Here is a 13,314-nt window from a genome sequence, read left to right on the forward strand (position 1 = left end):
CCTGCCACGAGGCATCCGTCATTCGCTAGGCTGGCCGGGTGAGCTTCCCGTGCCGGTGTTGTCGTCGCTGACCCAGCGACCCCTTCCCTCGCGTCGGGCGCCGAACGGGCGCCCCTCGACGCACACGACACCAAGGAACGAACTCCACTGATGAAGTACGCAGCGCACATCACCGATCTCGTCGGCAACACCCCGCTCGTCCGGCTCAACCGCGTGACCGAGGGCGTGACGGATGCCACGGTGCTCGTCAAGCTCGAGTACCTGAACCCCGGCGGCTCGTCGAAGGACCGCATCGCGCGGAACATCATCGACGCCGCCGAGCGCGAGGGCAAGCTGAAGCCGGGCGGCACGATCGTCGAGCCGACGTCGGGCAACACGGGCGTCGGCCTCGCGCTCGTCGCGCAGGAGCGCGGGTACCGGTGCGTGTTCGTGTGCCCCGACAAGGTCTCGGAGGACAAGCGGAACGTGCTGCAGGCGTACGGCGCCGAGGTCGTCGTGACGCCGACCGCGGTCGCGCCCGACAGCCCCGAGTCGTACTACGGCGTGTCCGACCGGCTCGCGCGCGAGATCCCCGGCGCGTTCAAGCCCGACCAGTACTCCAACCCGAACGGGCCGCTCTCGCACTACGAGACCACCGGGCCCGAGATCTGGCGCGACACCGACGGGAAGGTCACGCACTTCGTGGCCGGCGTCGGCACGGGCGGCACGATCACCGGCACCGGCCGGTACCTCCGCGAGGTGTCGGGCGACGCGGTTCGCATCATCGGCGCCGACCCGGAGGGTTCGGTGTACTCGGGCGGCACCGGGCGCCCCTACTTCGTGGAGGGCGTCGGCGAGGACTTCTGGCCGACGGCGTACGACCCGAGCGTGCCGCACGAGATCATCGCCGTCACCGACGCCGAGTCGATCGACATGACGCGTCGCCTCGCGCGCGAGGAGGGGATCCTCGTCGGCGGCTCGAGCGGCATGGCCGTCGTGGCGGCGCTGAAGGCCGCGGCATCCGCCGGACCGGACGACGTGTTCGTGGTGCTGCTGCCCGACTCGGGGCGCGGCTACCTCGGCAAGATCTTCAACGACAAGTGGCTGCGCGCGTACGGCTTCGGCAACGCGCCCGCGGGTCACACGATCCGCGACCTCCTCGCGGCGAAGGCCGACCGCACCGCGCCCCTCGTCTACGTGCACCCGAACGACACCGTGCGCGAGGCCATCGACCGCATGACCGAGTCCGGCGTCTCGCAGCTGGTGGTGCTCTCGGCCGAGCCGCCGGTCGTCCTCGGGGAGGTCGTCGGCGCGCTCCACGAGGAGGAGCTGCTCGAGCAGGTCTTCTCGGGACGCGCGAAGCTCACCGACGAGGTCGCGTCCGTGGTCGGCGATTCGCTCCCGCTCATCGGCGTCAACGAGCCCGTCGCGACCGCACGCCAGGCGTTCGGCGAGGCGCCGGCGATGCTCGTGACCGACGGGGGCAAGGCGCTGGGCGTGATCACCCGCACCGACCTGCTCGCGTACCTCTCCTCCTGAAAGGCCCCGGACCATGCAGCACGACGCACGTTTCGACACCCGAGCCGTCCACGCGGGCCAGGACTTCGATCCGACGACCGGCGCGGTGATCCCGCCGATCCACGTCACCTCGACGTACGCGCAGGACGGCATCGGCGGCCTCCGCGGCGGCTACGAGTACTCGCGCGGCGGCAACCCGACGCGCACCGCGCTCGAGACCCAGCTCGCGGCGCTGGAGGGCGGCATCCGCGGCCTCTCGTTCGCCTCGGGCCTCGCCGCGGAGGACGCGCTGCTCCGCACCGTGCTCCAGCCCGGCGATCACGTCGTCATCGGCGACGACGTGTACGGCGGCACGCACCGGCTCATCCGCCGCATCTTCGGCGACTGGGGCGTGCGGCACTCGACGGTCGACACCAGCGACCTCGACGCGGTGCGCGACGCGATCGAGCTCGGCACGACGAAGGTGCTCTGGGTCGAGACGCCCTCGAACCCGCTCATGAAGATCTCCGACATCGCGGCGCTCGCCGAGCTCGGCGATGAGGCGGGCCTCACGGTCGTCGTCGACAACACGTTCGCGAGCCCGGCCCTGCAGCAGCCGATCCCGCTCGGCGCGCACGTCGTCGTCCACTCGACGACGAAGTACCTCGGGGGGCACTCCGACGTCGTCGGCGGCGCGCTCGTCGTCGCCGACGGCCAGGAGGCGCTCGCCGAGCGCGTCGGTTTCACGCAGTTCGCCGCCGGCGCGGTCTCGTCGCCGTTCGATGCGTTCCTCACGACGCGCGGCATCAAGACCCTCGGCATCCGGATGCAGCGGCACAGCCGGAACGCGCTCGCGATCGCCCGGCGGCTCGACGAGCATCCCGCGGTCGCCCGCGTGCTCTACCCGGGCCTCGAGTCGCACCCCGGCCACGCGCTCGCCGCGAGCCAGATGTCGGGTTTCGGCGGCATGGTGTCGATCGACCTCGCCGGCGGCGGCGCCGCTGCGCGCCGCTTCGCCGAGTCGACCGAGCTGTTCACGCTGGCCGAGTCGCTCGGCGGCGTCGAGTCCCTCGTCAACTACCCGTCGGAGATGACGCACGCCTCGGTGAAGGGCACCGAGGCGGAGGTGCCCGAGTCGATCGTGCGCCTCTCGGTCGGCATCGAGGACGTCGACGACCTGCTCGCCGACATCGACGGGGCGCTCGGGCGGCTGTAGCCGGCCCGCCGGCCTGCCGGCCCGCCCGCCGGCCCGCCCGCCGGCCCGAACGCCGCGGTTGACAGGAGATCCCACGACCTGCAGGACGCGATCCACGGAATCGTCCTGTACATCGACGGGACTCCGGTGAAGCGACGGCGGCAGGACTGGCAGGAACTGACCGAAGAGTGTCGTTCCTGCCAGTGCGCGTGTCGGCGGCATCCGGCAGCATGAGCAGGTGAGTTCGAGAACCCTGGATGTCGCGCCTCCCGTCGGCGCGACATCCGAGCACCACGGCCGGCTGGGCCTCGTCCAGGGCACGGCCCTCTACATCGCCAGCGTCCTCGGCACCGGAATCCTCGTGCTTCCGGGCCTGGCCGCGCAGGCCGCAGGCCCGGCGTCCGTCGTCGCCGTCGCGGCGGTCCTGCTGCTGTCGATCCCGCTCGCGGGCACGTTCGCGGCGCTCGCGTCGCGGTTCCCCGACGCAGGCGGCGTCGCGAGCTACGTCCGCCGCGCGCTCGGGCCGACCGCCGCGCGGATGACCGGGTACTGGTTCTTCTTCGGGGTCTGCGTCGGTGCGCCCGTCGTCGCCGTGCTCGGCGGCGAGTACGTCGTGGCCGTGCTCGGCGTCGATCGCGCGGCCGTGCCGATCATCGGGCTCGCGGTCTTCGTGCCGCCCTTCATCGCGAACTGGTTCGGCGTGCGCGTCGCCGGCTGGGTGCAGTTCGTGCTCACCGGGCTCCTCCTCACGGTCGTGGTCGGCGTCGTCGCGGTGACCTTCCCTGCGGCGGAGGCGGGCAACTTCACGCCGTTCCTCCCGAACGGGTGGGCCGGGGTCGGCGTCGCGATCAGCCTCTTCGTCTGGGCGTTCGCGGGGTGGGAGGTCGGCACGCACATCGCCGGCGAGTTCCGGGACCCGCGCCGCACGATCCCGCTCGCGACCGGCATCGCGATCGCGGTCGTCGGGGTCGGCTACCTCGCGCTGCAGTTCGTGACCGTCGCCGTGCTCGGCGACCGCGCGGGCGAGAGCCAGGTGCCGCTGCTCGACCTCGTCGAGACCACGGCTCCCGGCATCGGCTCGGTGCTCGTCGCGATCGTCGCCGCGATCGTCACGGTCGGCGTCGTGAACGCCTACCTGCCCGCGTTCGGCAAGCTCGGCGCGGCGCTCGGCCGGGACGGCGACCTGCCGCGGTTCTTCGCCAAGGGCGCGGAGGACGGCGCGGTGCCCCGCCGCGCGCTCGCGCTGACGGCCGGGCTGATCGTGGTGTACTTCGGCCTCATGCTCTGGAACCGGCTCGACCTGTCGGGCTTCATCCTCATCCACACGAGCAACATGGTCGCGATCTACGCCGCCGGCATGCTCGCGGCCACGCTCCTGCTCCGCCGATTCTCGCTGGGCTGGTGGCTCGCGGTCGTCGCGACGGTGCTCACGGCGGGCCTGCTCGTGCTGGCGTGGCAGAACCTCCTCGTTCCGATCGTGCTCGCCGCGGCATCCGTCGTCGTCACGATCGTTCGCCGGGTGCGGGGGCGGCGCGTCCTCGCGGTGCCGGGCGTCGAGGCGGACGCCGCGGCATCCGCCTCGCCCGAGGCCGTGCCCTGAGCGGCGAGGCACTCCGAGGCTGACGGCCTCTCGGGCCGGGCCGCGCCGTCGCGGCATCCGATCTCCTGCGAATCGGTCCGGATGCCGCAGGTCGGCTGGCGTGTGCGGGCCGTCCCGGGAGAGGATGGTGCGCATGACCGCCCACGCGTACGCACTCGCCGACGGCAACACGATCCCCGCGATCGGACTGGGCACGTACGGGTTGAACGACCAGTCGGGCGTCGAGGCGATCGTCTCGGCGATCCACGACGGCTACCGGCTCATCGACACGGCGTACAACTACGGCAACGAGGAGGTGGTCGCCGAGGCGATCCGCCGCTCCGAGGTCGACCGCAGCGACCTGTTCGTCACCACGAAGCTGCCCGGTCGCCACCACGGCATCGACGAGACGCTCGCGAGCTTCGAGCAGTCGCGCAAGCGCCTCGACCTCGACTGGGTCGACCTGTACCTCATCCACTGGCCGAACCCGAAGCGCGACCGGTACGTCGACAGCTGGCGCTCGATGATCAAGCTCAAGGAGCGCGGCGTCGTCCGGTCGATCGGCGTGTCGAACTTCACCCCGGCGATGCTCGACCGCCTCTTCGCCGAGACCGGGCTCATGCCCGTCGTGAACCAGGTCGAGCTGCACCCGTACTTCCCGCAGGGCGAACTGCGCGCGTACCACGCCGAGCACGCCATCCGCACCGAGAGCTGGAGCCCGCTCGCCAAGCGGACCGAGCTGCTCGCCGAGCCGGTCATCGTCCAGATCGCCGAGCGGCACGCGGTGACAGCCGCGCAGGTGGTGCTCGCATGGCACCTCGCGCTCGGGGCCGTGCCGATCCCGAAGTCGGCCGATGCCGAGCGCCGGCGCGAGAACCTCGACGTCTTCGACCTCCAGCTCGGCGCCGACGAGGTCGACGCGATCTCCGGCCTCGAGCGCGGCCGGATCTGGGGCGCCGACCCCGACTCGCACGAGGAGATGTAGCCGGGAGCGGATGTCGCCGGGCGGACGTAGGCTCGATCAGGTGACCGACCGCTCCACCCCCGCACCATCCGACGACGCCGTTCCCGCGGGGGGCGTGTTCGCGAAGTCGTGGCGGTGGCTCTCGCTCGGCATGTTCGCGCTGATCTTCCTCGCCGCGTTCGAGGTGCTCGCGGTCACGACCGCGATGCCCATCATCGCGGCCGAGCTCGACGGCGAGGGGCTGTACGCCCTGGCCTTCTCGGTGCCGCTCGCGGCGGGCGTCGTCGGCATGGTCGTCGCCGGGAACTGGAGCGACCGGTCCGGTCCGCTGCCACCGCTCCTCGCCGCCGGCGTGCTCTTCGTCGTCGGCCTCGTGATCGCGGGGCTCGCCCCGAACATGCCGGTGCTCGTGCTCGGCCGTCTCGTGCACGGCATCGGCGGTGCGGCCGTCATCGTGCCGTTGTACGTGATCGTCGCGCGCGTCTACCCCGAGTCGGTGCGGTCGCGCGTGTTCGCCGGGTTCGCCGCGGCGTGGGTCATCCCGTCGATCGTCGGGCCGACCGTCGCGGGCTACGTCGCGGAGGAGCTCGACTGGCGCTGGGTCTTCCTCGGCGTGATCGCACTGGTGCTGCCGGCGGCGCTGATGATGCTCGCGCCGCTGCTCCGCGTGCTCGACCTCGTGCGCGGCGATCCGAACGTGCCGTGGAGCGGTCGCCGGCTCGGCTGGTCGGTGCTCGCCGCCGCCGCCGCGCTCGGCATCAGCCTCGCGGCCGAGTTCGACGAGCCCTGGCGGTGGGTCGTCGCCGTGCTCTCGATCGCGATCGCCGTCGTCGCGGTCCGGCCGCTGCTGCCCGCCGGCACGCTGCGGGCGGTGCGCGGCATCCCGGCGACCGTGCTCATGCGCGCGATCGTCGCGGGCGCGTTCTTCGGCGCCGAGATCTACCTGCCGAAGATGCTCATCGATCGGTACGACCTGCCCGCCGGGCTCGCCGGCGCGGTGCTCACGGGCGCCGGGCTGTCGTGGGCGGCCGCTTCGTGGCTGCAGGGTCGCCTCGACACGCGGCTCTCGAACACCGAGGTCGTGCGGATCGGCGCGATCACGCTCGCGGTCTCGCTCGCCGGCGTGCTCGCGATCGCGCTGTTCACGCTGCCGCCCGCGGCCGCGTTCGTCGCCTGGACGCTCGCGGGCGCGGCGATGGGGTTCATGTACCCGCGGTTCTCGGTGGCCGTGCTCGAGCAGTCGCCGCAATCGGTGCAGGGCTTCAACAGTGCGGCGCTGACGATCGGGGAGTCGCTCGGCGGTGCGGTGTCGCTCGCGGTGACGGCGCTCGTCGCGAGCGTCGCGATCGCCGGCGCCTACGCGCCCGAGTTCGCGGTGACCGCCGCGATCGCGGTGGTCGGCGTGCTGCTCGCGTCGCGCGTGCGACCGCCCGACGGTCGGCGTGATCGCGTGACGGATGCCGCGGCGTCGACGGGAGGGTCCCGGGCGACCGCGACGCCGGGGGAGTAGGGCGCGCAGTTCATGTGACCGTCACATTGTGACCGTCACATTCCGCGCGGGAATGTGCATAATGGTGTCGCCGGCATGTGTGACCGTGAACATGCCGAGATCGAACGAGGTCACCGTGCCAGAGCCGTCGCAGGAGCCGCCGAAGGGGCGTGCTCCGAGCATCCGCGATGTGGCGCGCGTCGCGGGCGTCTCGCACCAGACGGTGTCGCGCGTGCTCAACCATCACCCGAGCATCCGGCCCGAGACCAAGCAGCGCGTGCTCGACGTCATGGCCGAGCTGCAGTACACGCCGAACCGCGCCGCGCGGGCGCTCGTCACGAGCCGGTCGCGCACCATCGGCATCCTGTCCGCGTCGAGCACGCACTACGGGCCCGCGTCGAGCATCGCCGCGATCGAGGCGGCGGCACGCTCCTTCGGGTACTGGGTGAGCACCGCCAACATCGAGTCGTCCGACGCCGTCTCGATCGCCGACGGCCTCGCGCACCTGCGGGCCCAGGGCATCGAGGGCCTCGTCGTCATCGCCCCGCAGATGCGGGTCTTCGACACGCTCGCCCAGCTGTCGATCGACGTGCCCTACGTGACCCTCCAGTCGACGGGTCGAGACCCCGAGCACACGCTCTCGGTCGACCAGATCGCCGGTGCGCGCCTCGCGACGCGGCACCTGATCGAGCGCGGTCATCGGTCGATCTACCACCTGGCCGGCCCGCAGGACTGGATCGAGGCGGAGGCGCGCATGCGCGGGTTCCTCGACGAGATGGGTGCGCAGGACGTGCCCACGACCGCCCCGATCCTCGGTGACTGGACGGCCGACTTCGGCTTCTACGCAGGCCGTGAGCTGCTCACCGTCCGCGACTTCACGGCCATCTTCGCGTCGAACGACCAGATGGCGCTCGGGGTCATGCACGCGGTGCGCGACGCGGGGCTCGAGGTGCCGCGCGACGTGTCGATCGTCGGGTTCGACGACATCCCCGAGGCGGCGCACTTCTGGCCGCCGCTCACGACGGTGCGGCAGGACTTCCCCGAGGTCGGGCGGCGGTGCGTCGCGCTGCTGCTCGGAGACATCGATGCGGCCGCGCCCGAGTACCGAGGCACGATCGTGCCCGAGCTGATCGTGCGCGAATCGGTCGGGACGCCGGCGTTCTGAACCGGGGAGGCGCACGACGACCCCCGTCGCGGCCCGTCGCCGCGCCCGGGAGTCAACCGTCCCGCGGCCTCGGGATCGGGCCCGCCCTCCCCGTTACCGTTCCGTGACCTTCGCCGGTTGACAGATTCGCGAAACGTGTGGCTAACATGAGTCTCGCGATGTGAACGGTCACATGAGCTGTCACATCGCCGGACGTTCCACCATCGCCCCTCGGGCGAGCGCAGCACACGACGAAGGAGTCCCGCGTGATCGACACGACCGCCCCCGGCCGGCCCACCAGCCCGGCCGTCCCCCGGCAGGGCGCCGTCTCCATCGGGACCCCGGGCATCGGCACCGGAACGATCGTCGCCCGCGCCGCGGCATCCGTCGCCTCGGACCGGCGGGCGGACGCCGCATGACGACGTTCGGACCGCAGATCGAGGTCGCCATCGCCCGCACCCGCGCGGAGGTCGCCCGGTTGCACGGCGAGCTGACCCGCTACGGCCTGGTCGTCTGGACGGGCGGCAACGTCAGCGGCCGGGTGCCCGGCGCGGACCTGTTCGTCATCAAGCCGTCCGGCGTGAGCTACGACGACCTGGCGCCCGAGAACATGATCCTCTGCGACCTCGACGGCAATGTCATCCCGGGCACGCCGGGCGCCGACCGTTCCCCGTCGAGCGACACCGCGGCGCACGCCTACGTGTACCGGAACATGCCCGAGGTCGGCGGCGTCGTGCACACGCACTCGACCTACGCGGTCGCCTGGGCGGCGCGCGGCGAGGAGATCCCCTGCGTGATCACCGCGATGGCCGACGAGTTCGGCGGGCCGATCCCGATCGGCCCGTTCGCGATCATCGGCGACGACTCGATCGGGCGCGGCATCGTCGAGACCCTGCGCGGCCACCGGTCGCGCGCGGTGCTGATGCAGAACCACGGCCCGTTCACCATCGGCGCCAATGCGAAGGACGCCGTCAAGGCCGCGGTCATGGTCGAGGATGTCGCGCGCACCGTGCACCTCGCCCGTGAGGCGGGCCCGCTGATCCCGATCCCGCAGGAGTCGATCGACCGGCTGTACGACCGGTACCAGAACGTCTACGGCCAGTCGACCGACGCGCGCCGGGATGCCCACGGGCCCGTGTCCGAGGCGGAGGCGACGGCCGCGGCGGCCGTCGGCGATGCGAAGGCGAACGCGAAGGCGGAACGCAACTGAAGAGCTTGCGGCATCCATGGTCACGAGGGATGCCGCTGGGAGCCGGTCGTCATGGACGAGGCCGGACCTCCGAAACGTCACCAAGACGACGACGTCCATGACCACACAGTGAAAGGACACACCGTGAACAGCACGAAGAAGGTGCTCCTCGCCACGCTGGCGGCCGGTTCGATGCTCGCGCTCGCCGCGTGCTCGGGCGGCGCGGGCGGCGACGGAGAGGGCGACGGCGGCCTGATCGGCGTCGCCATGCCCACCAAGAGCTCGGAGCGCTGGATCCAGGACGGCGACGCCGTCAAGGAGCAGCTCGAGGAGCAGGGCTTCCAGGTCGACCTCCAGTACGCCGAGGACGACATCCCCACGCAGGTCTCCCAGATCGAGAACATGATCACCAAGGGCGCCGAGGCCCTGATCGTCGCCTCGATCGACGGCACCACCCTGTCAGAGGTGCTGCAGAACGCGGCCGACGCCGAGATCCCCGTCATCGCGTACGACCGCCTGATCCGCGACTCGGAGAACGTCGACTACTACGCGTCGTTCGACAACTACGTCGTCGGCGTCCAGCAGGCCACCTCGCTCCTCGCGGGCCTGGGCCTGACCGACCTCGAGGGCACCGAGGCCGCCGACGCGCCCGAGGGTCCGTTCAACATCGAGCTGTTCGCCGGTTCGCCCGACGACAACAACGCCACGTTCTTCTGGAACGGCGCGATCGACACGCTCCAGCCCTACATCGACGAGGGCACCCTCGTCGTGAAGTCGGGCCAGACCGAGTTCGAGCAGGCCGCCATCCTCCGGTGGGACGGCGAGGTCGCGCAGAGCCGCATGGAGGACATCCTCGTCTCGACGTACTCCGACGGCTCGCAGGTCGACGCGGTGCTCTCGCCGTACGACGGCCTCTCGCGCGGCATCATCTCGGCCCTCACCGACGCCGGCTACTCGGTCGGCGACGAGTGGCCGGTCATCTCGGGCCAGGACGCCGAGCTCGACTCGGTCAAGGCGATCAACGCGGGCGAGCAGTACTCGACCATCTTCAAGGACACCCGCGAGCTCGCGGCCGTGGCCGTGGACATGGCGACCGCCCTGCTGAACGGCGAGGAGCCCGAGGTCAACAACACCGAGGACTACGACAACGGCGTGAAGGTCGTGCCCTCGTACCTCCTCGAGTCCCAGATCGTCGTCGCGGACAACATCACCGAGGTCCTGGTCGACAGCGGCTACTGGACCGAAGAGGAGATCAACGGCTGAACAGGCCGCTGATCCCGAACGGATGACGCACCGCGTGTCGGGACCTGCGACGGGAGTACTCTCGCCTCAGGTCCCGGCCGCGGCATCCGCCACCCGGCCGGCCCCACACCGGCAATGGAGCAGGAGCAAGGGATGACCAACCACATTCTCGAGATGCGCGGCATCACGAAGACCTTCCCCGGCGTGAAGGCGCTCGCGAACGTCAACCTGGGCGTCGAACGCGGCGAGGTGCACGCCATCTGCGGCGAGAACGGCGCAGGCAAGTCCACCCTCATGAAGGTGCTCTCGGGCGTCTACCCGCACGGCACCTACGACGGCGCCATCGTCTTCGAGGGCGAGGAGGTCGAGTTCAAGGACCTCACCGACTCCGAGGCCAAGGGCATCGTGATCATCCACCAGGAGCTCGCGCTCAGCCCCTACCTCTCGATCGCCGAGAACATCTTCCTCAACAACGAGCAGAAGGGCGCCGGCGGTCTCATCGACTGGAACAAGACGAACTTCGAGGCGTCGAAGCTCCTCGCCCGGGTCGGCCTGAAGGAGAACCCGACGACGAAGATCCGCGAGATCGGCGTCGGCAAGCAGCAGCTCGTCGAGATCGCGAAGGCGCTCTCGAAGCGCGTGAAGCTCCTGATCCTCGACGAGCCGACGGCCGCCCTCAACGACGAGGACTCCGATCACCTGCTCGACCTGATCCTGCACCTGAAGGGCCAGGGGATCACGTCGATCATCATCAGCCACAAGCTCAACGAGATCAAGAAGGTCGCCGACACGGTCACGGTCATCCGCGACGGCAAGACGATCGAGACGATCGCCAAGCAGGATGTCACCGAGGACCGCATCATCAAGGACATGGTGGGCCGCGACCTCGAGCACCGGTATCCCGACCACACCCCGAACCTCGGCGAGGAGCTGCTCCGCGTCGAGGACTGGACCGCGCACCACCCGCAGGACACCTCGCGCGTCGTCGTCGACAACGTCAACCTGAACGTGCGCGCCGGTGAGATCGTGGGCATCGCCGGGCTCATGGGCGCCGGGCGCACCGAGTTCGCGATGAGCCTGTTCGGCCATTCGTACGGTTCGCGCATCTCGGGCAAGGTCTACCTGCGCGGCAGGGAGATCAAGACCCGCACCGTCGCCGAGGCGATCCAGAACGGCATCGCGTACGCGACCGAGGACCGCAAGACGTACGGCCTGAACCTCATCGAGGACATCAAGCGGAACATCTCGATGGCGTCGCTGAAGAAGCTCGAGAAGTACGGCCTCGTGCACGACAACGAGGAGTACGCGGTCGCGAACGAGTACCGCAAGTCGATGAACATCAAGGCGCCGAACGTCCTGGTGAAGACCGGCAAGCTCTCGGGCGGCAACCAGCAGAAGGTCGTGCTGTCGAAGTGGATCTACGCCGACCCCGACGTCCTGATCCTCGACGAGCCGACCCGCGGCATCGACGTCGGCGCGAAGTACGAGATCTACACGATCATCAACCGCCTGGCCGCGGCCGGGAAGGGCATCATCGTGATCTCGTCCGAGCTGCCCGAACTGCTCGGCATCTGCGATCGCGTGTACGCCCTCTCGGAGGGCCGCATCACCGGCGAACTTCCCGTCGCGGAGGCCACGCCCGAGTCGATGCTCAAGCTCATGACCATGGAGAAGCCCCGCTAGCCGCGCGGCTGACGGATCACATCAGGAGACATCATGTCGAATCCGAATCCCCCCACCGTCGAGGAGACCCACGCGGCGGGCAGCAACATCAACCCGGTCCAGAACAAGTTCACCGACCGGCTGACCCACGTGCTCAGCGACCTCGGCCGCAACGGCATCTTCATCGCGCTCGTCGCGGTGGTCGTGCTGTTCGCGTTCCTGACCGACGGCATCCTGCTGCGGCCGCAGAACATCTCGAACCTCGTCGTGCAGAACGGGTACATCCTCGTGCTCGCGATCGGCATGGTGATGGTCATCATCGCCGGCCACATCGACCTCTCGGTCGGCTCGGTCGCGGCGTTCGTCGGCGCGTGCTCGGGCGTGTTCGCGGTCCAATGGGGCCTGCCGTGGTGGCTCTCGGTGCTGCTCTCGCTCGTCATCGGCGCCCTCGTCGGCGTCTGGCAGGGCTTCTGGATCGCCTACGTCGGCATCCCGGCCTTCATCGTGACATTGGCGGGCATGCTCATCTTCCGCGGCCTCGCGCTCGTGGTGCTCGGCAACGCGAACATCGGCTCGTTCCCGACCGAGTACCGCGCGCTCGGCAACGGCTTCCTCTCGAACGTGTTCGGCGAATTCGAACTCGATCCGCTGACGCTCGGCGTCGGTGCGCTCGCGATCGTGATCCTCGTCGTGCAGCAGGTGCGCACGCGCCGCGGCCGGGTGAAGTACTCGCAGGAGGTCGAGCCCCTCGCCTGGTTCATCACCAAGCTCGTGCTCATCTCGGCGGCGATCGGCTTCTTCGCCTACGCGCTCGCGTCGTACAAGGGCATCCCCGTCACGCTCATCATCCTCGGCGTGCTCGTGCTCGTGTACAGCATCGTGATGAACCGCACCGTGTTCGGCCGCCACATCTACGCGATCGGCGGCAACCGCCACGCGGCCGAGCTGTCGGGCATCAAGACCCGCCGGGTCGACTTCTGGCTGTTCGTGAACATGGGCTTCCTCGCGGCGCTCGCGGGGCTCATCTTCACGGCCCGCCTGAACCTCGCCGGTCCGAAGGCCGGTGACGGCTTCGAGCTCGAGGCGATCTCCGCGGCGTTCATCGGCGGCGCGGCGGTGCAGGGCGGCGTCGGCACGATCGGCGGCGCGATCATCGGTGGCCTGATCATCGGCGTCCTGAACAACGGCATGTCGATCATGGGCATCGGCATCGAGTGGCAGCAGGCCGTGAAGGGCCTCGTGCTGCTGCTCGCGGTGGCGTTCGACGTGTACAACAAGCGTCGATCGGGCGGGCACTGACCCGCAGCGGTTCCTCCTGAGACGGCGAGGGGCGGATGCCACGTGGCATCCGCCCCTCGTCGTGTGTCGGAGGCT

General features: G+C 70.2%; 11 protein-coding genes. All 11 read left to right on the forward strand.

Features of this window, described 5'->3' with window-relative positions; all coding sequences use genetic code 11:
* Positions 1 to 150 precede the first annotated feature (150 nt).
* The 11 genes from ACULK2_RS02825 (at position 151) to mmsB (ending at position 13,239) form a co-directional block, all read left to right on the forward strand.
* On the forward strand, positions 151 to 1,518 hold the full coding sequence (locus ACULK2_RS02825) for a cystathionine beta-synthase (RefSeq protein ID WP_445970121.1): 1,368 nt from the start codon (positions 151 to 153) through the stop codon (positions 1,516 to 1,518).
* 13 nt (positions 1,519 to 1,531) lie between these two features.
* On the forward strand, positions 1,532 to 2,692 hold the full coding sequence (locus tag ACULK2_RS02830) for a cystathionine gamma-synthase (RefSeq protein WP_445970120.1): 1,161 nt from the start codon (positions 1,532 to 1,534) through the stop codon (positions 2,690 to 2,692).
* A 217-nt stretch (positions 2,693 to 2,909) separates the two neighbouring features.
* A complete protein-coding gene (locus tag ACULK2_RS02835; protein ID WP_445970119.1) occupies positions 2,910 to 4,271 on the forward strand; it encodes an APC family permease in 1,362 nt (453 codons plus the stop codon).
* Positions 4,272 to 4,404: 133 nt separating this feature from the next.
* Positions 4,405 to 5,235 (forward strand): aldo/keto reductase, encoded by an 831-nt coding sequence (locus ACULK2_RS02840; protein ID WP_445970118.1) that lies wholly within the window; start codon positions 4,405 to 4,407, stop codon positions 5,233 to 5,235.
* A 40-nt stretch (positions 5,236 to 5,275) separates the two neighbouring features.
* A complete protein-coding gene (locus tag ACULK2_RS02845; protein WP_445970117.1) occupies positions 5,276 to 6,724 on the forward strand; it encodes an MFS transporter in 1,449 nt (482 codons plus the stop codon).
* 91 nt (positions 6,725 to 6,815) lie between these two features.
* Positions 6,816 to 7,868 (forward strand): LacI family DNA-binding transcriptional regulator, encoded by a 1,053-nt coding sequence (locus ACULK2_RS02850; protein WP_445970116.1) that lies wholly within the window; start codon positions 6,816 to 6,818, stop codon positions 7,866 to 7,868.
* A gap of 245 nt (positions 7,869 to 8,113) precedes the next feature.
* Positions 8,114 to 8,266, forward strand: coding sequence for a hypothetical protein (locus ACULK2_RS02855; protein ID WP_445970115.1), 153 nt, complete (start codon positions 8,114 to 8,116; stop codon positions 8,264 to 8,266).
* Positions 8,263 to 9,057 carry an L-ribulose-5-phosphate 4-epimerase gene (locus tag ACULK2_RS02860; protein WP_445970114.1) on the forward strand — a complete coding sequence of 265 codons (795 nt, stop codon included), beginning with the start codon at positions 8,263 to 8,265 and terminating at the stop codon, positions 9,055 to 9,057. The genes ACULK2_RS02855 and ACULK2_RS02860 overlap by 4 nt, the downstream gene beginning before the upstream one ends.
* A gap of 171 nt (positions 9,058 to 9,228) precedes the next feature.
* A complete protein-coding gene (gene chvE, locus ACULK2_RS02865) occupies positions 9,229 to 10,299 on the forward strand; it encodes a multiple monosaccharide ABC transporter substrate-binding protein (protein WP_445970211.1) in 1,071 nt (356 codons plus the stop codon).
* A gap of 132 nt (positions 10,300 to 10,431) precedes the next feature.
* Entirely contained in the window at positions 10,432 to 11,961 is a 1,530-nt protein-coding gene (gene mmsA, locus ACULK2_RS02870; RefSeq protein ID WP_445970113.1) for a multiple monosaccharide ABC transporter ATP-binding protein, read from the forward strand.
* 33 nt (positions 11,962 to 11,994) lie between these two features.
* Positions 11,995 to 13,239: a multiple monosaccharide ABC transporter permease gene (gene mmsB, locus ACULK2_RS02875; RefSeq protein ID WP_445970112.1), complete on the forward strand. Its 1,245-nt coding sequence runs from the start codon at positions 11,995 to 11,997 to the stop codon at positions 13,237 to 13,239.
* Positions 13,240 to 13,314 lie beyond the last annotated feature (75 nt).

Source organism: Agromyces molybdatiresistens (assembly GCF_052748445.2).

Excerpts from the sequence above, each read along its gene's own strand:
- ACULK2_RS02825 (WP_445970121.1), top strand. The coding sequence starts at position 151 with ATGAAGTACGCAGCGCACATCACCGATCTCGTCGGCAACACCCCGCTC.
- ACULK2_RS02830 (WP_445970120.1), top strand. The coding sequence starts at position 1,532 with ATGCAGCACGACGCACGTTTCGACACCCGAGCCGTCCACGCGGGCCAG.
- ACULK2_RS02840 (WP_445970118.1), top strand. The coding sequence starts at position 4,405 with ATGACCGCCCACGCGTACGCACTCGCCGACGGCAACACGATCCCCGCG.
- ACULK2_RS02850 (WP_445970116.1), top strand. The coding sequence starts at position 6,816 with ATGCCGAGATCGAACGAGGTCACCGTGCCAGAGCCGTCGCAGGAGCCG.
- ACULK2_RS02860 (WP_445970114.1), top strand. The coding sequence starts at position 8,263 with ATGACGACGTTCGGACCGCAGATCGAGGTCGCCATCGCCCGCACCCGC.
- chvE (WP_445970211.1), top strand. The coding sequence starts at position 9,229 with ATGCTCGCGCTCGCCGCGTGCTCGGGCGGCGCGGGCGGCGACGGAGAG.
- mmsA (WP_445970113.1), top strand. The coding sequence starts at position 10,432 with ATGACCAACCACATTCTCGAGATGCGCGGCATCACGAAGACCTTCCCC.
- mmsB (WP_445970112.1), top strand. The coding sequence starts at position 11,995 with ATGTCGAATCCGAATCCCCCCACCGTCGAGGAGACCCACGCGGCGGGC.